The organism is Riemerella anatipestifer (assembly GCF_009663465.1).
Lineage (GTDB): Bacteria > Bacteroidota > Bacteroidia > Flavobacteriales > Weeksellaceae > Riemerella > Riemerella anatipestifer_C.
In genome coordinates this window covers 313,599-333,586 of sequence record NZ_QXHU01000002.1, presented here as the reverse complement: position 1 = coordinate 333,586, position 19,988 = coordinate 313,599, and the positions used below count along the sequence as shown (strand labels likewise).

The window sequence follows — 19,988 nt, the reverse complement described above, 5'->3', positions numbered from 1 at the left end:
GGGAGAATAACAAAAGTATCAAATCCAAAATTTGAATTGGGTAACAAACCAACGGATTGGACACCAAATCCGTTGGATATAGAGGTACAGTTTGCCAACCTTCAACAAGGGATAAGTAATATGCAAACTTCGTTATCTGATGTTCAAACGAAGACCGACAACTTCGCATCTATCCAAGGCGGGTTGATGATGGCTAACTTGATGTCAGTCGGAAGCAACCAAGCCAATCAAAACGCTTTTATTAGCGGTATTACCGACGAAGGAGATATGAGTGTGAGGTTTGGAGCAGGAGCTAACTATGCCAATAAACATAACGCCCCATTTAGGGTGCTGGATAACGGAAAGATGATTGCCCAAGATGCGGATATTACAGGGAGAATAACAGCCACAGGTGGAAATATAGGAGAATGGGAAATAAACGGCTCTTCTTTTAGGTCTTCTAGTATTGGAAGCAACGACTCGTGGGCTCAATATTCGAGTTACGCATTTTTTTCTCCAGAAACTTTTTTAATCAGAAAAAATGGCTCGGAGCGAGGAGAAACTAAAGAAGTGATGATGGGTATTACATCTAGTATATCCACGGGGTCAGAAGGAGCTACTGCTGCAATAAAAAGCAACATAAAAAAAACTCAATACGACTTTGACAGAGATAATGTAGCACTAATACTAGAGGCTAAAAATGGGGTTACAAATACCGCTTTAGATATTTTAAATGGAGATATTCGTGTAGATGGTCAGACAGGCTATACAGGAAGTTGGGAGTTAAGTAGAACCGAGAAAGTGATACAAAACGATGTGTTTGGACAAGTGGTGGAGTGGGAAACTAAAAACTTAATAATAACCAAAGGAATTATCACAAACATATCAACAAATACAGGAACAATAAGAACAAGAAAATAATTTTTAAAAACAATAAAACTATGAAAACAAAAAACTTACAAAAAGTTAACGAGAGAGTAGCAACAACGCTAATGGAAAACATTGGGGAAAAACAAATTTATTATCAGTACGAAACTGATTACAATAATAAAACTCCCCAAATGGTCAATTTCAGAACTCAATTACAAGACGGGAAAACCTTATCAGGAACCTACTCGAAAGGTGGTGGATTGTCCCTGAATGGACAAGGTGTAAATAATGTAGAAGATTTACAGGTGGTAAACACTGCCTTTGCCACTATCTTAGAAATAATAAACGGCTTTGAAGTTGAAAAAAAAGAGGCAGAAGATGGTAATAATAAGTAAGTATTTAGTACCGAGAGGTTACACCGCCATTGCGGTGTTTCCTTTCATCTTTCTAAAGAAGAAAAAGTATCAAAGTAACAGGTACTTGTTGAACCACGAGAAAATACATCTAAGACAGCAATTAGAATTACTGATTTTGCCTTTTTTCGTTTGGTATGGGCTAAACTACCTATGGAACTTGTTTAGGTACAAGAACCATAGACAAGCCTATCGGAACATCATATTTGAACAGGAAGCGTACGGCAATCAAAGCGATTTAGAGTATTTGAAAAACCGAAAATGCTATGCTTTTTTAAAGTTATTTTAAAAAGGTTTTAAAACGCCGAGGGAGGATAGACGATAAAAATGTCCTCCAACAAATTAAAAAACTTCCTACGGTAATTTAATTTAGCACAAAGCCCACAGTTGGAGGACTAAAAAAGTCTTCTGATTGTGGGTTTTGTGTTTCTTACCGTAGGAGAAGCAAAGATAATAATTAAAAAACAGATAAAAAAATGAATAAAACAAGAAAACAATGGAAATCGGCACCCTTGCCGTTTCAAGGACAAAAAAAAGGATTTATTAGACATTTCAGTCAAGCAGTTAAGGAATATCCTAGTAATGCTATTTATATTGATTTATTTGGTGGTTCAGGGCTATTAAGCCACACGGTTAAGTGTGTACATCCTAATGCAAAAGTGATTTATAATGATTACGACAACTTCCGTAAGCGTCTAGAGGCTATCCCAAAAACAAACCAAATACTAGACGAGCTTAGAGCTCTGAACTTGCAAACACCAAGAGGCAAAAAGATAGAAGGAGCAGAACGAGAAGCTGTTTGTAAAATACTTAAAAAAGCTGACGAACGAGGTTTTGTAGATTGGATAAGCCTATCTAGCTCCCTTAAATTTTCTATGAATTACGGAACTAAGTTAAAGGATTTTACAGAAGACACACTTTATAATAGTGTTCGAAGAAGCAATTATGACCCCGCTGATGATTATTTAGAAGGAATAGAAGTAGTGTCAGAGGATTATAAAAAACTATTTGAGATATATAGAGGTAAAAATAATGTTGTTTTTTTGGTAGATCCTCCTTATCTATCAACAGACACATCGACTTATAATAAAGAAAGTTATTGGAAGTTGTCTGATTATTTAGAGGTTTTAGAAACTTTACAAGGCTCTAATTATTTCTACTTTACCAGCAATAAGTCGCAAATAGTTGAATTATGTCAATGGCTAGAAACTCGTACATCTAACAACTCCAACCCTTTCAAGGGGGCAACTAGAACTGCAGTGAATAATAAGACTACACACAACACAGGGTACACCGATTTAATGTATCATTTAAAAAAAAATTAAACTAGAACTAAACGCATTACTTTAATAAGAGAAAAAATACCTACTTTTTGAGTAGGTATTTTTTTATTTTTTTTGGACATTTTGTTTTAAAAAAATGTATTTTTCGTTTTGCTGATTATACTAGTTATTTCTTCTATTGAAGCCTTTCCGCTAAAACCATCATTACTATTAACATCTATTTCCAAACCTTTGATGGTTCCATTAGGATTATATTTAACATTTGAAAAATTAAAAGTAATATTTTTACTTTTTAATTTCTCTTTTGCAAAATCTAATGAATCCTTTGTCCAATTCAAATTAATATACACCTCCACTTTCTTATCAGAAAACTTCATTTGTGCTTTCATAGCTCCCGATATTACTAAAAACACTGTTAATCCTAAAAACTTTATCTTATCCATAATTCATCTTTTTCTATTGAGTTGTTGTGATTATTCATAAAATCCCAAACAAATTTATTGTACGCTTTATACTTTTCCGCATTATTTACCTCTTTTCCGCCAATATAAGTTTTATACTTAAATGAGTTTGAGCTATCTCTTTGTTGCATTTTGTAACTTGGATTTTCGGCAAATTTTTCGAGCAACTCCTTATATTTCTCTCTATTTTTAATCAAGATAGCTTCAGGAAAATCTATTTCTTCCTCATTCCTTTCTATCCCATTAAGAGTTATGCTATAATCACCATCTTTGCTCCTTAATTCTAAAATTAGACCTGGAAGATTTTTAAATTTAAACGGACCTTCTGCAACAGGAATATCCGTTGTAAACCAAGCAATATACTCCCTTCCTCTATAACTTCCCTCCGCTTTAAAAGCCTTTAAGGAATCTATTTGCCTCATATTATCTTTTATATCCCATTTTGGAAATTCTTTTTCCTCATACTTCATAAAATCATTATCAATAGGTCTTAAATGAAAAATTTTAGAATCTTCTTTTATAATAAAATAATTATTACTCACTTTATTAGGGTTAATTCCTTGCTTCATAGCCTCCCCCTGATGATTAATTAAATAATCGTATTTAATACTAAAATACAAGGATTGATGATCACGAATTTTTAAAACAAAAATATCTTCTTCTATATAAGATAAATTATTTTTATTTGGTCTATAAACCATCTTATAAGTGACATCTAAGTTTTGAGGAAAAATACTAAAATTCCAAAAAACAAGAAAAAAAAGCAATAATTTAATTCTCATTTTTGATAAAATTTAAAAGACTATATCAATGAAATGATACAGTCTTTTCATTTACTAACTAAATTCTTTCCTTTGCTCCTACTTTTATGAAATACAGGTTAATTTCTTTTTTCTGATTTCCATCTAAGTTATTTAAAGCATTAACGAATTTATTTCTGTATTCATTAAATTTGTCGTTATCTTCATTTTTATAATAAGACAACATTAGTGCTAAGTTATTATAAACATTATCTGCTAGTTCATTATTCATACTCTTTAACAAAGAGGCAAAAAAGCTTATACGTTTGTATTGTCCTTCATTAATTGAAATATCTTTAATATTAACATTTCTAGGTTGTTGTTCTTTAGGGTTTGAAGGGGCACAATCACAACAAAAAAATCCACAAGCACAAGAACAGGTTCCTGCCCCTGCACAAGAATTAAACCAACACTTAGCACTACAATCAAATCCTTTATCCATATCTTTAGAATATTTTGGAAACTGCACCAATCCTCTATCATTAGCGAAAGAGAATAAAAACATTAGAATGAATGTAGATATAAAAAATTTTGTTCTCATAATAAAAAATGTATTATCCTACTACTTTGCAATATGCTTCACTTTTAAAAAGCGGGATGTTTTCGGATTATCACCCCTAACAATAATTCCGTAGACACAAATTTGAAAAAATAAACTCAATTAATCAATGAACAAATGTTAATAAATCAATTACTTGATTAACTTTTTTTTCACTCTACATAGATGCTGCGGGGTTATATGTAAAAAAGAAGCTAATAGCTTATTAGAAATTTTTTGTCGCAGTTTCGGAAAATAAAGTTCCATACCATTTACTTGTTCCAGCAGAGTAAGATTATTTATAAAATGGAATTTTTTCAAATGATAATCTTGAAATTTTTCTAAAATATGTGCGTAAATATTCTTAAAATTAGTAGAAGTCTCCAAAAGTTTCATAAAATCAGAGAATGAAATAGAAACTCCAGAAACATCATTTACGGCCTCAATATATTCCACACTTGGAATGCGATTACGGAAACTAACCCAATTGGTACAAAAATCATTTTCAAAATAAAATCTTCTTGTTATTTCCAGATCTGTTTCACCAGTATAATATGCTCTCATTATACCCTCGTCAATAAAATATATCTTATCAACTATAGCTCCAACAGACGAGATGCAAGAACCTTTAGTGTAAGTATAAGCTTCAATACACTGCTCTAACAAAGCTATTTCTTCATCAGAAATATTATAATTATCTTCTAAATATTTGACAAGTTTATCCACTAATTATCCTTTACAACAAATAATCACAATTATATATTTTCTCGATCATAATAGTGATACCTAAAATATAGGCTAATATGGTATGACAAATATAATGTTTTTTGAAAAAAATTCTACTCTAATAAACAAGCTAATTAAAAATCCACAACAATTCTAATGACAACCTCAATTAAGATTCATTCCAAATAACTTGATTAGAGAAATTTAGTTTCCCTACCCTACTTTAAAGTTTTTACCAAACCAGAAAAAAACTGTAAATTTGCGGTCTTACAAACTTATGCATTCCCCAAATAGCTCATATAAGACTGCACATTTCACTGTACTTAGTATTAGCTTTGAAAAGGCTGATACTGAAACACGTGGAAGATTTGCTTTTTTTGATGAACACATACAAGATTTTGTCAATAAAATTCATCAAAGAAATATGGGTGATGCTTTTGTAGTTTCTACCTGTAATAGGACAGAAATCTACACCACTACCCACAATTATATGTTTGTAGCACAGCTTTTTTGTGATATTGTGGGAGTAGAATTAGTAGAATTTATAAAATATTGTGAGGTTAAAAAAGCAGAAGAAGCTCTCAATCATCTTTTTCGTGTGGCAGCAGGTTTGGAAAGCCAAATATTAGGCGATTTTGAAATTATTTCCCAAATTAAAAAGGCTTATTCTAGATTCAAAACTTACAAAAGAACTACCAACTCCTATATGGAGAGAGCCATTAACTATGCCATTCAGATTTCAAAAAAGATTAAAAATCAAACTGGAATTAGCAATGGTGCAGCTTCAGTTTCTTATGCTGCGGTACATTATATCCTTAACCATAAAACGCAACTTCAAGATAAAAATATTCTACTTTTAGGGATAGGCGAAATTGGACAAAATACGGTAGAAAATCTTATGAAACACCTCTACCGCCCAAAGGTTAAAATAGCTAACCGAACTCTAGAAAATGCTAAAATAGTAGCTGATAAATTTGGAATCCCGTACACCGATTTTTCTAATATTAAAGATGAAATTTCTAATACAGACATTCTAATTGTAGCTACTGGAGCATCTAAACCCATTATTAACAGAGAAGATTTGCCAGAAGGTAAAGAAATGCTAGTCATAGACCTTGCTATCCCTCATAATGTAGACAAATCCGTAGAGGAACTTCCTTTGGTGGAGCTGATAGATGTGGATAAACTTTCTGAAAAAATACAGGAAACCTTAGAAATTAGAAAAAAGGAAATCCCTAAAGCGGAAAGGATTATCAAGGAAATGGGTAAAGAGTTTCTAGAGTGGGAAAAGAAAAGAAAATATACTCCTAATATCCTTCATTTCAAATCTTCTTTAAAGAAAATAGAAGAAAACGAGATGCACCATTTCTACCGCAAACACAAGTACATAGGTATAGAGGATATGGAGCTAAGTAACAAGGTTATCCAAAAAATCACCAACAGATTTGCGAAGTTCATCATAGATAATCCAATGAAAGCAGAGGAAATTTCTAAGCTAATGAACGATATTTTTGTACAACAACCAATAGATGAGTTTAATGAAAAACACCATTAAAATAGGCACCCGAAATTCACCTTTAGCTTTATGGCAAGCTAAAGAAGTAGCAGCAGCTTTGGAACAAAAAAACTATGCTACCGAAATTGTACCTATCGTTTCGTCTGGTGATAAAAATTTAACTCAACCGCTTTATTCTTTAGGCATTACAGGAGTTTTCACCAAAGATTTAGACATTGCTCTACTCAATAAACAAATAGATATAGCTGTACATTCTCTTAAAGACGTCCCTACACAATTACCTCAAAATATAGCGCTGATAGCCTACTTAGAAAGAGATTATCCGCAAGATGTTTTGGTAAGAAGTAGCAACGCTAAAGACCAACCGCTAGAAGAACTCACAATAGCAACTAGCAGCCTTCGTAGAAGAGCCTTTTGGTTGAAACAATTCCCAAATACCAAATTTTCGGACATCAGAGGTAATGTACAAACCCGACTGCAAAAACTAGAAGACGGCATCGCAGATGCAACGCTGTTTTCTTTAGCCGGTCTTAAAAGAATGGCATTAGATATTCCGTACGAGCATTTACCTTTTATGATTTCGGCTCCTTCGCAAGGGGTGGTTACCGTAGCAGGACACACTGATAATACCGAAATCAACGAAATTGTGAAAACCATCAACCACCATCAGACCCAAGTATGCGTGGAAATAGAACGCCAATTTCTGAACAGATTAGAAGGCGGTTGTACAGCACCAATCGGAGCTTTTGCAGAGTTTAATGAGGAAGAAATTAAATTCCAAGGGAGATTATGCTCATTGAACGGAAAAGAATGCCTTGAACTTAACGAAACTTTTGCGTGGAAACAAGGAAGAAACTTCGGTAATGAACTCGCCGATAAACTCCTAGCTAATGGAGGTAAAGCCATAATGGACCAAATTAAAAAAGAACTTTAAACTCTTTTTTAATGGCTAGTTCTATTCTCTTGACTAAGGAAATCAATCCTGAAAAACGCCAACTCCTTTTAAACAAAGGACTAGAGGTTGATACCAAAGATTTTATTAGAATTAAATTCATCAATACCGAAAAGATTAGTCTGCGTAATAAAACACTTATATTCACTAGTGCAAATGGGGTGGAAGGCTTTTTTAAAAACGGTTTTGATGCACCTCATTCATCTGTGATTTGTGTAGGTGGCAAAACTGAAAGCAAACTTGCAGAAAAAGGCATCAAAACTCTACATACGGCTAAGAATGCCGAAGAATTAGCCTCGTTTATACTTCAACAGCAATGGGATAATCCTGATTTTGTTCACTTTTGTGGCAACCTTGCATTGGATACTTTAGAAAAAAGCATCGCTAATCACAATGCGAATTATATAAAGAAAATAGTTTACGAAACCGAACTTCTACACCCTACTCTTAACAAAAAATATGATGCTTTAGTTTTTTTTAGTCCAAGTGGAGTTCGTAGCTTTGTAAAAAATAATTCTATAACCGATGAAATGGTCTTTTGTATAGGAAATACCACCGCTTTGGAAGTGGCAAAATACACCTCACAGAAACCTATAATTAGCACCAAGCAAAACCTCAACGATTTGCTTAGTCTAGTAAAATCGGTAGTCTAACCAACTTTAAAAATGAATAAAAATATGATGATAAAGAACGATTTATATCTAAAAGCCTTGCGTGGAGAATCGGTAGAAAGACCTCCTGTGTGGATGATGCGACAGGCAGGGAGATTTTTGCCTGAATTTCGTGCCTTGAGAGATAAGTATGATTTCTTCACTAGATGCCAAACGCCAGAATTAGCGTCGGACATTACTTTAATGCCTATTAAAAGATTTCCGCTAGATGCTGCCATTTTGTTCTCGGATATTTTGGTAGTACCTCAAGCGATGGGCTTAGATTTCCAAATGAAAGAAAGTGTGGGACCTTGGCTAGAAACGCCTATAAGAACTAAGGAACAAGTAGAAGCTATAGAGATACCTGATGTTAATGAGCGTCTGAGCTATGTTTTTGATTCCATAGAACTCACATTACAAAAACTAGATAATGAAATTCCGCTTATAGGCTTTGCAGGAAGCCCTTGGACGATACTTTGCTACTGTGTAGAAGGCAAAGGCAGTAAAGCCTTTGATGTGGCTAAGTCTTTCTGTTTCCAACAACCCGAGGCGGCACATTTGCTGTTACAAAAAATTACGGATACCACCATTGCTTATCTTAAAAGAAAGGTAGAGAAGGGCGTATCTGCCGTTCAAATATTTGATTCTTGGGGTGGTATGCTTTCTCCAGAAGATTATCAGGAATTTTCGTGGCAGTATATTCAGCAGATTGTAGAGGCACTTAGCCCTTTAACCCACGTGGTAGTATTTGGTAAAGGATGCTGGTTTGCATTGGAGGAAATGACGCTCTCTAAAGCCTCTGCTTTGGGAGTAGACTGGACCATCACTCCCGAATTGGCAAGAACTTACACCAATCACACGATGACACTGCAAGGTAACTTTGACCCTGCTCGTTTGCATTCGACTCCAGAAACCATCAGAAAAATGGTAGATAATATGATACGCCGATTTGGCAAAGACCGCTACATTGTAAATCTAGGGCACGGTATCTTACCTAATATCCCAGTAGAAAACGCCGAAGCCTTTGTTCGTGCGGTGGTAGATTGGAAAGAATAAACTGAAAATCCCCCTAGAACTATAACAGTGTCTAGGGGGCAAAAAAAGTAAATGAAAAAACAATTAGTAGGTTACCAACTAATTTTTAGGCGTTTCTGGTTTTGCCGAAGTCGCAAGAGTACTATTTTTAGCGGCTTTTACCAGCTCGTTTAAATCGGCATAGAGAGCAGACCATTCTGCTCTTTTTTTCATTATAGTAACAAAATCTAGATAAGTCTTTAGCCTTTGTTCTAAATCTCTTCTAAGAGAAGATGCACTTGCCACTTGTCTAAGTTCGGCATTGGCTTCTGCCTGTTCGGCAAACAGTGTTTCAAAAGCGGTTTGTTTGGCTTTCATATCGTCTAGCACTGCCGAAATCCCCAACCTCCCCAAACGGTCTTTGTTTTCTTTTTCGTCGAGAGCTTCTATGAGCTTCTTCATTTGTGCCGTTTCTGCCGAATAGCTTAGGCGGTCTATATCTATCCCAAAACCTTCTAGCACTTTGTAGAGTGCGTCTGCATCTGCACTATGAGGAGCTAGGGCAAGTCTTCTGTACCCTACCAAAAAGGCTTTTAGGTTTTTATAAATCTCATCTCGCTCCTTATCGGCTTGAGCCACCGCTTTACCTTTGCCACTAAAGGTGAGTTTGGTATAAGCTCCATCGTAGATTTGGTACATCTCCTCTAGTTCTGTGAGCAAAGGGAGGCTCTCCGCAATCTTATATTTGCCATTGGTAGAAGAGTTTATGACTCTTTGAGCCAGAGTGGCTAAATCTTTAGTATTAAGTTTTCTCAATGTAATTTTCATAACTATTTCACTTTTTTATTAGACAAAAAATAACATTTAACCCCTAAACAATACAAAAACGCTATGTTTTTAAAACAAACATTGCTGTTTGAACCAACCCTCCACTGATTTTGAATAGAATCTGACTTGTTTCTTTAAAACCTCACTTGTGATAAAGGTAAAACAACGCTGCAACTACAAAACCTCCACTGGTATTAAGGGCAAACAGGACTAAAACAATTCTCCCCCAACTGGTATTAAGTACCTACCTATCTGAATTAAGATTTCAACAAGACTATTTGTATCTCCTCCTGCCTCGCCCTCCAAAGATAGTTATTTTTTGCAAACTTGCAATAGCCTAGCTAATGATTTTTAGGTTTTTAGCAAATTGTATTTAATCTTGAGTAAAATTTGCTCCTAAAAATAATTGCTTTATTTAAAACCAAAAACTTTAGGTTAAGAATCACTTTTAACGAAATTCAAAACGGCTGTTCCCTTTCTCATAACGGATAAAATAGATTTAACCCTAAGTGAAATAAAAATTCTAATTATTTCTATTCTACGAGAGGAACATAAAAAAAGAGTTAAACTCTAAACACTAAAAAAACTCTGCCCCGTCGCATTTTTCTGCGTGATAAAAAATCCTACTAAAAATAAAAAGAGCTATACTCTATATTAGTATAACTCTTTTTAGTCAAATGTTTTTTTTATTTCCTTTAACAATATTCTTCATAAGCCGCTTGCAGATTAGCTGCAATAGCTTCTGCCGGATTGCCCTCTATGTGGTGTCTTTCTATCATATGCACCAATTCGCCGTCTTTGAACAAAGCCACACAAGGCGATGATGGTGGGAATGGCGCCAAGTGTCTTCTCGCCTCCACGACTGCCTCAAGGTCAAACCCCGCAAAAACAGTTACCAAATTATCTGGTTTTTTATCTCCGTTCAGAGAGTACAACACCCCTGGTCTAGCAGCCCCCGCCGCACAACCGCACACCGAGTTCACCATAAGCAATGTAGTCCCAGAAGCCTTCAGAGCCTCGTTTACCAGTTCGGGAGTGGTTAAATCTTTAAACCCGTTATCTGTCAATTCTGCCTTCATTGGCATTACTAATTCTTGTGGATACATAATAATTTCTTTTTATTTGGCTACAAATTTAAACAAATATTATTTACCAAACGGAAAGCCCCCGCAGGAATGTGGCGGATAAAAAAACGAATACCTCCTTAAAGTATAGAAACTAAATTGGGACTCCACCAGTTATTACAGATTAAAGATAAGCTACTAAATAACCGTGTGAAAACGAGTGAATTTTAAAACAAGCCATTATAAACTTATACTTTGAAGCATTGGTCTATTTTCACTAATTTTGTTAAACGATAATTCTAATTATTCTATCGTTATGAAAGATTTAACCAACTCAAGCATTGAAAGAAAAAATATACTAAATAACAACCAAGCCATCGAAGAGATTTACAAAAATTTGGGGTTTTATGGTCTTATGTTTGAAAACAAATATCGGTTTACTAAAAATCAGGTGGCAAAGTATTTTGATGTTGATATCCGAACTATTGATAGAATTTTGGAAAATCACAAAGAAGAGCTTAACCATAGTGGATATGAAGTCTATAATGGTATCAAATTGAAACAATTTAAAGAGCATATTTTATCTTTCTTAACTAAAGACGATGGTAACGACATTGATGTCGTTACCATAAAACAATTATATGAAAATGAGATAGATAATTTGAACAAAACTTCCGTTCTAGGGACCTTTACCTATAAAGCATTTCTAAATATTGGTATGCTCCTAACAGATTCGGAAAACGCCCAAAGATTAAGGTCTATAATTCTGGATATTGTAATTGATTTTCTGAACAAAAAAATCGGAGGAAAAACAAAATTCATCAATCAAAGAGAAGAAGAATTTATCCCAAGTGCAATCCGAGAGTACAACTACAGGCAAGAGTTTACAAACGGACTTGATGAGTGCATCGTAAGTAACAAGTTTAAATATGCCCAATTAACCGATAAGATTTACAAAAGCATATTCAAAGAAAACGCAAAAGAATACAAACAAATACTAAACTTAAACGCAAAAGACAGTATAAGAAGTACCCTGTATTCTGAAGTCTTAGACTTAATTGCATCATATGAAAATGGATTTTCGGACTATTTAAAAAAAGAATTTAATAAACTAAATAGAAAACTCACCTTGTCCGAAGCTCATCTTCTATTCAATGAATACGATACCTTAATGAGTTCAACACTGCTGCCATTAAAGGAGAAAGCAAGAAGCCTGATGGCGTCAAGAGATTTAGCATTTAGAGATGCCCTCCACGAAAAACTAAAAGAATACATTTCTGAAGTAAGCTCTGAAGACTTTGAAAAGTTTTTAGGCGAAAATAGCAAGTCTTTAGAAGAAAGATTAGAAGAAAACAAAGAAGTATTCATAAGACTAAAAGATAGATAATTATGAATGTTTTAAAAATCCCAACAAAATACGCTATCAAAATTCACGATAAAATAATTGAAATTTCCGGAGGACAACCTGGAATTAAAAATTTTGGAAATTTAGACAGCCCTCTTAGCCATTTAGATAATGATGATTATTACCCTACTTTTGAAGAAAAACTAACTCATCTGGTTTTCTCTATTAACAAGTTTCACGCATTTAACGATGGTAACAAAAGAACTTCTATTGCCATTGGAGCCTACTTCTTACAAATAAATGGTTTTGAATACTGTATTGATAAATTTATCATCGAAATGGAAAATATAGTCGTACTTGTCGCCGATAATATAGTGGATAAAGAATTTCTATATGAACTCATATTTTCTATTATCAATGAAGAAGACTACAGCGAAGAAATTAAATTAAAATTATTTAGAGTACTATCAAATGTTATAAAACAGGAACCTTTAGGAGTAGATTTTTATAAATTTTATTAGACCTAGTTCTTATACTAAAGAGATAGCTATTTAAAAAAAAATAGTTATACTAAACATTTAATTATTTTTTTCAGTGCAGATGTTACCAAAAAAATAAAAAAAAACAAACACAATGAATTTTAAGAACAACCAAACAGGAAATGGCGGATTTATAAGTATGTCTAACGACACCGAAGAAATAGGACGACTAACCTACACCATTCTACCAGAGAAACAACAACTCATCATTTCATTTGTAAACATTTTTCCGAAGTTTGAAGGGCGAGGCTTAGGAAAAGCTCTAATAAAAGAAGCCATTAGCTTCGCTAGAGAACACCAATGGACTATCTATCCGCATTGCTCCTACGCTCGTGCTGTGATGATGAGAATGGAGCACCTAGACGATGTCTTCCCCTCAATATGATGCCACAAGTTCCGAAAGCTGCTCCTTAGACCAATAGCCCTCATAGGTTGTTAAGATACTTCCATCTTTATCCAACAATACCCACAAAGGATAAACTTGGCTGCGAGGCGAAAAATAATGCGCAAGTTCGTGTAGCCCTGATGTGCTTCCACTGGTATAATAACGGTAAGTTTTACCAAAAAACGAAAGACTTCGTTTCTCTTTTTCTGCATTCAAATCCAAGAGGTAAACACGCTCCGAGAGTAAACGAAGTAAAGAAGAGGCTTGTTCTAAATCTTTAATCTGTTTCTTACAGACCGAACACCAATCGGTACGAACAAATACCAAAGTATTTCTGGGTCGAGAAAGCCTCAAAGTATCAAATGCCTCCCAAGACACAAAAGGAAGCTGCTGTGCCTTGGGGAAAAACACCGTTATAAAAAGTGTCATTTGAATCCGTAAGATGTTTTTCAGCATTTGATGTTGTGTTTTATTTAATGTTATACCTCAATCCTACAAACCCTCTGATGCCCAACATTGGAGCATAGCCATATTCGGTATCAAAAGTATAACCATACGGGTTGCTCGGCTCCGAAACTTTTGTATCAAACGGGTCAAACGGTCGCATAATAGGATTTTTCGGTGTAAAATTAAACAAGTTTTTCACACCACCATACACCTCTATGCCGAGTTTAGAAAAATGTTTTCTAATCTGAATATTCGCTAAAGTGTACCAAGGCGAATGGGCTGGTCTGAAATCATCAGGCAACACAGGCAAACGCATCGGTCCATAAAAAGCCCCCGTAAAATCTGCACTCCATTCCTTTGGAAAATTATAGCTGATAGCATAAGTTCCCGACCATCTGGGAGCGAATAACTGTTGTAGGGTTTCCGTTTGCCCATCTTCTTCGTATTTCTGATACACTTCCATATAAGACGCTCCCAAATTAACGGTAAGTGGCGAACCTAATTTTAATTCTGTATTCAGCGAAACGCCTTTACTCACAGCATAGCCTTTCAAATTTTGATAAATAATTTGATTGGGATTAGTATCAAAATCCCCAATGATTTTATTAGTAAAATGAGAGTAAAATCCTATCATATCAAAATTGATATAGCCACCAGAAGTGTAAATTTTGTGCGTAAGATTAAGGTTTCCGTTGTAGGAGCGTTCGGGATTCAAGGCTTCCGAAATCACCACTTCCCGAGACCCCGTAAGAGCAGCGTGGTCTTCTGTAAAAAGATTGACCACTCGGAACCCTGTCCCGAAACTCGCCCTCAAATTAGTCTGTGGAGCCAAACTCCATTTATACGCCACTCTTGGTGAATGTATCGCTCCGTGAAATTTAGACCAATCTAATCGGTAGCCTACCAATAAAGTATTTTTATCATTGATATTCCATTGATTTTGAGCAAAAATACCTGGCAGCCAATCGTTTTGAGGTTGATTGGTTGTTCCATCTTTAGAAAGTGTCCCTGGCGTATTATCGTCGTAATACACATTTTTGACGGTAGCTCCCAATAAAAAATCAGATTTACCCAACGTCTTATCCCAATAGATTTGTCCAAACGCCGTAGATTGCTTCGCCAAATAAAACACATCGCCATAAAACGAATCTTGATGATGATAGTTATACGAAAATTGAGTAACCACCTTTTCTTTTATCGGAAGTTGATAAATCCCTATCGCTTCAAATCTTTTGGTGTAAATACTCTCCCCATAAACTTCATCGCTCCCTCGGTGTTTTTTCTCCCATTCCAAAACGCCTCCAAAACGGTCTTCATTGAAATACCTTAAAGCCAAACTCGCCACTCTTCCTTCATTTCTTTGGAAATCCCATTTATTAAATACTGAAATTCGGTTTTGCAGTGCCGCATCTGTAAAGTTGTCTTTATTCTTATCTATTTTATTTTGAAAATTGAAATAATTAAGGCTTAATAAAGAGGACACCTTATCGTTTAATCTAAATTTACCGCCAATGTCTGTATTGTGTTCGCCCCAAGAAGTGGAGTTAAGATTAAGCGTTAAACGCGGGGCAGTAAGTGCGTTTTTAGTAATGATATTGATGATACCTCCCATTGCTTCCGAACCGTAAAGGGACGAAGCTGGACCTTTAACTACTTCCACCCGTTCTATCATACTATTTGGGATACCATTAAGTCCGTAAACTGTGGAAAGAGAGCTTACAATCGGCATTCCATCAATTAAAATCAAAGTGTATGGTCCTTCTAACCCATTGATGTGAATATCTCCCGTATTACAAACGGAACAATTAAGTTGCGGACGCACACCGTTAATCATTTCCACCGATTCCATAATGCTGGGAGTGGGATTCTTTTCAAAAAATTTTGCGGAAAATACTTCTACTGGCACAGGGCTTTTATCTCTACTCACCGCCTTTAGTGTCCCCGTCATTACGATTTCTTCTATATCCTTGGAAGATTTAGCAGAGTCTGCCTCTTGAGAAAAAACGCTTATACTAAAGCAACTACCTAATAAAAATAATGTTCGTTTCATATAAAGTTATATTTATCTTCTTAAAAAGTTAGACAAATCTAACAATTATATTTAAAACAACAAAACCTCCGCTTTATTTTTTAACGAAAAAACAAGATAAATTAAAATTTAGACAGGATATGCTCCGTAGCCTTAGGCTGATTAGAGATGAAAACTTCTGCACTATTAGCCATTCTTGCCCTCAAAGATTCATCTAAAATTAAAGATTGAATAAATTGAACCACCTCTTCTGGAGTAGAAAAAAACCTACCTCCTCCATACTCAATAAGTGCGTCGGCTTCTGGGTTTTTACGATATTTATCTCCGAACAAAACAGGATTTCCAAAAACAGCCGATTCCAAAATATTGTGCAGTCCCGCACTATGAAAACCACCGCCCACCACCGTTATATCCGCATAAGCATAAATTCTAGAAAGTAGCCCTATAGTATTTATAATAAGGATATTATTTTCTTTATTGTTCTCAAACTCTTGCTCATTTAGTTCTGTATATAACAACGCTTGAGGAAATTTTTTCTTAAGTACAGGCACTCGTTTTAAATCGTGTGGGGCGATGATGAGTTTAACTTCATTGTTAACTTCTGTAACCTTTTCAGCGATGATTTCTTCGGCTTCCCAAGAGCTTCCGAAAACGAGTAATAGGCTTTGATCTTTGAACTTTTTAACCAATGGTATTTCTTCAAAATTAGCTTTAGTCGCCTTCACTCTATCGTAACGCGTGTCTCCTGAAAGAGATGATTGTGATAAGCCAATCCCTTGAGCCAAAGCCAACGAATCTTTAGTCTGATGGAAAACCCAATCTATATTCTTTTTTAATTCCGCCACCATCCATTTTCCATAAGGTTTAAAAAACACTTGAGATGGATAAAATAATGCCGAAACCACGAAAGTTTTTACCTGCCTTTGTTTAAGTTCACTAAGTAGATTGTACCAATAGTCGTATTTTACGGTAAAGAAAAACTCTACCTGAAAGTGATTTAAAAAAGAGGCTACTCCCTTTCTAGTGTCAAACGGTAAATAACAAATGGCATCTGCGATAGTTTTCTTTTTAATTACATTTTCGTAACCGGAAGGAGAAAAAAAGGTAACCAATACCTTATAATCGGGATATTTTTTCTTTAATCCTTCCAATACAGGTAAGCCTTGCTCGTATTCGCCTAGACTGGCGGCGTGCATCCAAATCACTTTATCGTTTGGAGAAAAGGCATTTTTAACAATAATATTGCTTTTTTTTCGTCCTTCCCAACCCTTTTTTATTTTTGAGTTGAAAATAGCTCCCAACCTAAAACCAATAATTAGTAAGCGTATAAATATGAAGTATAAAAATTTCATTTTTATCTATAGATATAAGATAATACCATATAAACCAAAGGAACAGCAAATACGCTTATAAAGCAAATGATGATGTAAGGTTTAAACTGTTTTCTACACGCAGATTCTGTACAAATTGTAATGGAAAGAAGAAAATGTTTAAAAAACAAAATTACCAACAAAAGTAACTTCATCATCAAATCTCCCATATACAACTGCACTTCTCTATTTTTTGGTGTAATAGGTACGATAAGGTTAGGTTCAGATTCAGGTAATACTAGCATAAACAAACTCAAAATAATGCCTGCCAAAGTTGGTAGGAAAAATATCATCACACGAGAGCCCCAAGCATCAGGCTCTAAATATAAATTAAAGTGGGTGGGTATTTTTTGAGGTAGTTTAGGATAGACCTTTATTGCCCTTACAAAAAGTAAAAACAACAGTATTACATTTATAATATCTAAACCTTTAAACCACATTTATAAAAGTGTTTTGATAAATCTGAGTTTATGCGTGTGTTTGTTTTGGTCTTTATTAAAAATCCCTACGGAGTCCAACTCATCTATCCTTACTTTACCGTGAGCGTGAATTATTTTTCGGTCTTCTAGCATAATGCCGACATGGGTAATTCGACCTTCTTCATTTTCAAAAAAAGCTAAATCTCCCGCTTGTGCTTCTTCTATAAAATCTAGCACTTGCCCTACTTCTGCTTGTTGATAAGCATCTCTTGGAATTTTTATACCACTTACCTTATAAACAATTTGAGTAAAACCGCTACAATCTATCCCAAAAAAACTACGCCCTCCCCAAAGGTAAGGTACATTGAGAAACTTTTGGGCGGTATCTGCAATAAAACCTCTAGTATTTGCAACCACCGTTTCCACTACATCAGACTCTATTTCGGAGCCAATAGACAAAAGTAATTTTTCATCTCCAAAACCATACTCCAAAAAGGGTTGCATAACAAGACTTGTATTACTTTCACTAATATTTCCGTCTGAAATTATTTTAAACTGTTTTGCATCAGCCCAGCCTTCGTAGCCATCAAAATCCATTTTTATATGTACCCAATTTCCTTCTTGAGAAAGTATCTCCACAGACTCTCCATACAATACTTGAGTGATAATTTCCGCTCTATCAGAACCCTCAAAACGCACTGGTACTACCGAAACACTCGCAACCGCTCTACTCATGATTTTATTTTTTTCTTGCCAAATTTAAACCGTCTCGCAAAGGTAAGATTAGATTTTCAAAATCGGGGTCTTTTGCTAAGATTTCGTTTAATTCTTTAATGACTTGCGTTGATTTATCTTTAGAATTTTCTTCTAAAACCTTACCATACCAAAGTACATTATCAAACATCAAAACGCCACCCGAATTTAGTCTATCTTTCACAGCACTAAAATAATTAACATAATTACCCTTATCTGCATCTACAAACACCATATCAAACATTTCTTGGGTTGAATTAAGATAGTCCAAAGCATTTTCTAGCCTAAAATCTATCTTATCAGAATAGATGCTTTCTTCAAAATATTTCTTTGGGATATAGGCTAAATCTTCATTGATGTCTAGCGTAGTAATTTTACCTCTACTTGGCAAGCCTTCAGCTATTGACAAGGTAGCATATCCTGTAAATGTCCCAATTTCTAACACTGATTTAGGACGCAGAAGATGAGAAACAATAGACAACAGTCGCCCCTGCTGAATGCCTGAAATCATATGAGGTTGTGTAGTCTTCTGATAGGTTTCTCTCCTCAATCTTCTAAGAATTTCGGGTTCGCTAGATGTATGCAGTTCCAAATAGCGGTCCATCTCGGGACATTGTTCTTCAAAAAAGCCCATAAGTTTCTGAATAATTTAATTTTAACTAAAAAAACACCTCACTAATATAGATAAAATTAGTGAGGCATTGTAAATTTTATATGAGATAATTTATTTTTTCACTGGAGCAATGTCCATAAGTTTCATAAACTCATCTAGTTTAGGCATAATGATGATTTCCGTTCTACGGTTTTCTGCACGCCCAGATACGCTCATATTAGTCGCCTTAGGGTTATACTCGCTACGTCCTCCAGCCGTAATTCTACTTGGGTCTACCCCAAACTGATTTTGCAATACCTTAGCCACAGAAGTCGCTCTTAAAGCAGACAAATCCCAGTTGTCTTTTGGTAAACTCGCAGAGTTAAGTGGTACATTATCCGTGTTTCCTTCGATTAAAACAGAGTATTTATCGTAGTCGTTAATTACCTTAGCTACCTTTCCTAGCACTTCTTGTGCCGCTGGAAGGATATTATAATCTCCTGATTTGTAAAGCATTTTATCAGAAAGTGAAATCATTACCACTCCTTTAAGTACCTTTACCTGAACATCTTGGTCAGCCACATTATCTAATGAACGCTTAAGTTTGTTAGATAATGCTAAATTTAAACTATCATTTCTTGCATTAGTAGAAATAAGCTGTTTAATATAAGCATTAGATGCGTTAATCTCTCCAACCAATTTATCAATATTTGCAGAAGATTTTCCTGTATTAGAAAGACAAGCATCTAACGAAGATTTAAGTGCTTCATTTTGTCTGTTCAGAAGGTCATTCTGACTTGTTAAACCTGCATTAGAGGATTTTAAATCCTGAATTTCTCTTTGACGTTCAGCTGCACTTTCTAGACAGTCTTTATAGTTAAGATTTAAGGCATCGTATTGTTTTTTGCTAACGCACGAGGTCATTGCAAGTGCCATTGCCCCAACAGCTAAAATTTTTGTAAACTTCATCTTAATCATTTTTTAATAGTTCTCCAAAGATAATAAAATTGTACGA

Annotated in this window: 23 protein-coding genes and 1 pseudogene; 11 read left to right on the top strand and 13 right to left on the bottom strand. The window is 34.9% G+C overall.

The window, feature by feature from the left end; all coding sequences use genetic code 11:
• The 4 genes and pseudogenes from D1003_RS11065 to D1003_RS03845 all read left to right on the top strand — a co-directional run.
• Window positions 1–900 (top strand): annotated as a pseudogene (locus D1003_RS11065) (hypothetical protein); the annotation flags it as partial.
• A 20-nt stretch (window positions 901–920) separates the two neighbouring features.
• Entirely contained in the window at window positions 921–1,244 is a 324-nt protein-coding gene (locus tag D1003_RS03855; RefSeq protein ID WP_153935782.1) for a hypothetical protein, read from the top strand.
• Window positions 1,228–1,551 (top strand): hypothetical protein, encoded by a 324-nt coding sequence (locus tag D1003_RS03850; RefSeq protein ID WP_153935781.1) that lies wholly within the window; start codon window positions 1,228–1,230, stop codon window positions 1,549–1,551. Before D1003_RS03855 ends, D1003_RS03850 begins: the two co-directional genes overlap by 17 nt.
• Before the next feature lie 187 nt (window positions 1,552–1,738).
• Window positions 1,739–2,587, top strand: coding sequence for a DNA adenine methylase (locus D1003_RS03845; RefSeq protein WP_153935780.1), 849 nt, complete (start codon window positions 1,739–1,741; stop codon window positions 2,585–2,587).
• Window positions 2,588–2,673: 86 nt separating this feature from the next.
• On the opposite strand, the gene D1003_RS03840 is transcribed toward D1003_RS03845, so the two are convergent.
• From D1003_RS03840 to D1003_RS03825, 4 genes are all read right to left on the bottom strand, one after another.
• Window positions 2,674–2,988 (bottom strand): hypothetical protein, encoded by a 315-nt coding sequence (locus D1003_RS03840; RefSeq protein WP_153935779.1) that lies wholly within the window; start codon window positions 2,986–2,988, stop codon window positions 2,674–2,676.
• Window positions 2,976–3,788: a GLPGLI family protein gene (locus D1003_RS03835; RefSeq protein ID WP_004916394.1), complete on the bottom strand. Its 813-nt coding sequence runs from the start codon at window positions 3,786–3,788 to the stop codon at window positions 2,976–2,978. The genes D1003_RS03840 and D1003_RS03835 overlap by 13 nt, the downstream gene beginning before the upstream one ends.
• Window positions 3,789–3,846: 58 nt before the next feature.
• Entirely contained in the window at window positions 3,847–4,347 is a 501-nt protein-coding gene (locus D1003_RS03830; RefSeq protein WP_153935778.1) for a hypothetical protein, read from the bottom strand.
• Between the two features lie 150 nt (window positions 4,348–4,497).
• Window positions 4,498–5,070, bottom strand: a complete 573-nt coding sequence (locus tag D1003_RS03825; RefSeq protein ID WP_311709765.1) for a cyclic nucleotide-binding domain-containing protein — start codon at window positions 5,068–5,070, stop codon at window positions 4,498–4,500.
• A 277-nt stretch (window positions 5,071–5,347) separates the two neighbouring features.
• Here D1003_RS03825 and hemA point away from each other — a divergent pair, with 277 nt between their 5' ends.
• Genes hemA through hemE form a run of 4 tightly spaced genes read left to right on the top strand, consistent with a single transcriptional unit; the run spans window position 5,348 to window position 9,244 of the window.
• A complete protein-coding gene (hemA, locus tag D1003_RS03820; protein WP_107046227.1) occupies window positions 5,348–6,625 on the top strand; it encodes a glutamyl-tRNA reductase in 1,278 nt (425 codons plus the stop codon).
• A complete protein-coding gene (hemC, locus tag D1003_RS03815) occupies window positions 6,600–7,520 on the top strand; it encodes a hydroxymethylbilane synthase (protein WP_052911562.1) in 921 nt (306 codons plus the stop codon). The genes hemA and hemC overlap by 26 nt, the downstream gene beginning before the upstream one ends.
• An 11-nt stretch (window positions 7,521–7,531) precedes the next feature.
• Window positions 7,532–8,191, top strand: a complete 660-nt coding sequence (locus D1003_RS03810; protein ID WP_153935777.1) for a uroporphyrinogen-III synthase — start codon at window positions 7,532–7,534, stop codon at window positions 8,189–8,191.
• 27 nt (window positions 8,192–8,218) lie between these two features.
• Window positions 8,219–9,244 carry a uroporphyrinogen decarboxylase gene (gene hemE / locus D1003_RS03805; RefSeq protein WP_004916387.1) on the top strand — a complete coding sequence of 342 codons (1,026 nt, stop codon included), beginning with the start codon at window positions 8,219–8,221 and terminating at the stop codon, window positions 9,242–9,244.
• 78 nt (window positions 9,245–9,322) lie between these two features.
• Here the strand turns inward: hemE and D1003_RS03800 are convergent, their stop codons facing one another.
• Window positions 9,323–10,030, bottom strand: a complete 708-nt coding sequence (locus tag D1003_RS03800) for a DUF6261 family protein (protein ID WP_052911560.1) — start codon at window positions 10,028–10,030, stop codon at window positions 9,323–9,325.
• A 695-nt stretch (window positions 10,031–10,725) separates the two neighbouring features.
• The gene (locus tag D1003_RS03795; RefSeq protein WP_004916385.1) at window positions 10,726–11,136 is read right to left on the bottom strand and encodes a BrxA/BrxB family bacilliredoxin; all 411 of its coding nucleotides are present in this window, start codon (window positions 11,134–11,136) and stop codon (window positions 10,726–10,728) included.
• A 274-nt stretch (window positions 11,137–11,410) separates the two neighbouring features.
• Here D1003_RS03795 and D1003_RS03790 point away from each other — a divergent pair, with 274 nt between their 5' ends.
• From D1003_RS03790 to D1003_RS03780, 3 genes are all read left to right on the top strand, one after another.
• On the top strand, window positions 11,411–12,481 hold the full coding sequence (locus D1003_RS03790; RefSeq protein ID WP_014937561.1) for a hypothetical protein: 1,071 nt from the start codon (window positions 11,411–11,413) through the stop codon (window positions 12,479–12,481).
• A gap of 2 nt (window positions 12,482–12,483) precedes the next feature.
• The gene (locus D1003_RS03785) at window positions 12,484–12,960 is read left to right on the top strand and encodes a type II toxin-antitoxin system death-on-curing family toxin (protein ID WP_014937562.1); all 477 of its coding nucleotides are present in this window, start codon (window positions 12,484–12,486) and stop codon (window positions 12,958–12,960) included.
• Between the two features lie 112 nt (window positions 12,961–13,072).
• Complete coding sequence (locus D1003_RS03780; RefSeq protein WP_052911677.1) at window positions 13,073–13,363, top strand: GNAT family N-acetyltransferase; 291 nt, start codon at window positions 13,073–13,075, stop codon at window positions 13,361–13,363.
• On the opposite strand, the gene D1003_RS03775 is transcribed toward D1003_RS03780, so the two are convergent.
• From D1003_RS03775 to D1003_RS03745, 7 genes are all read right to left on the bottom strand, one after another.
• Window positions 13,355–13,792 carry a thioredoxin fold domain-containing protein gene (locus D1003_RS03775; RefSeq protein WP_153935888.1) on the bottom strand — a complete coding sequence of 146 codons (438 nt, stop codon included), beginning with the start codon at window positions 13,790–13,792 and terminating at the stop codon, window positions 13,355–13,357. The genes D1003_RS03780 and D1003_RS03775 overlap by 9 nt on opposite strands.
• A 40-nt stretch (window positions 13,793–13,832) precedes the next feature.
• Window positions 13,833–15,860 (bottom strand): TonB-dependent siderophore receptor, encoded by a 2,028-nt coding sequence (locus D1003_RS03770; protein ID WP_153935776.1) that lies wholly within the window; start codon window positions 15,858–15,860, stop codon window positions 13,833–13,835.
• Window positions 15,861–15,961: 101 nt separating this feature from the next.
• The gene (locus D1003_RS03765; protein ID WP_153935775.1) at window positions 15,962–17,191 is read right to left on the bottom strand and encodes a 3-deoxy-D-manno-octulosonic acid transferase; all 1,230 of its coding nucleotides are present in this window, start codon (window positions 17,189–17,191) and stop codon (window positions 15,962–15,964) included.
• A gap of 2 nt (window positions 17,192–17,193) precedes the next feature.
• On the bottom strand, window positions 17,194–17,649 hold the full coding sequence (locus tag D1003_RS03760; protein WP_153935774.1) for a DUF1648 domain-containing protein: 456 nt from the start codon (window positions 17,647–17,649) through the stop codon (window positions 17,194–17,196).
• The gene (locus tag D1003_RS03755; protein ID WP_153935773.1) at window positions 17,650–18,363 is read right to left on the bottom strand and encodes a C40 family peptidase; all 714 of its coding nucleotides are present in this window, start codon (window positions 18,361–18,363) and stop codon (window positions 17,650–17,652) included.
• 4 nt (window positions 18,364–18,367) lie between these two features.
• Complete coding sequence (locus D1003_RS03750) at window positions 18,368–19,015, bottom strand: O-methyltransferase (RefSeq protein WP_153935772.1); 648 nt, start codon at window positions 19,013–19,015, stop codon at window positions 18,368–18,370.
• 90 nt (window positions 19,016–19,105) lie between these two features.
• A complete protein-coding gene (locus D1003_RS03745; protein WP_153935771.1) occupies window positions 19,106–19,942 on the bottom strand; it encodes an OmpA family protein in 837 nt (278 codons plus the stop codon).
• Window positions 19,943–19,988: the final 46 nt, after the last annotated feature.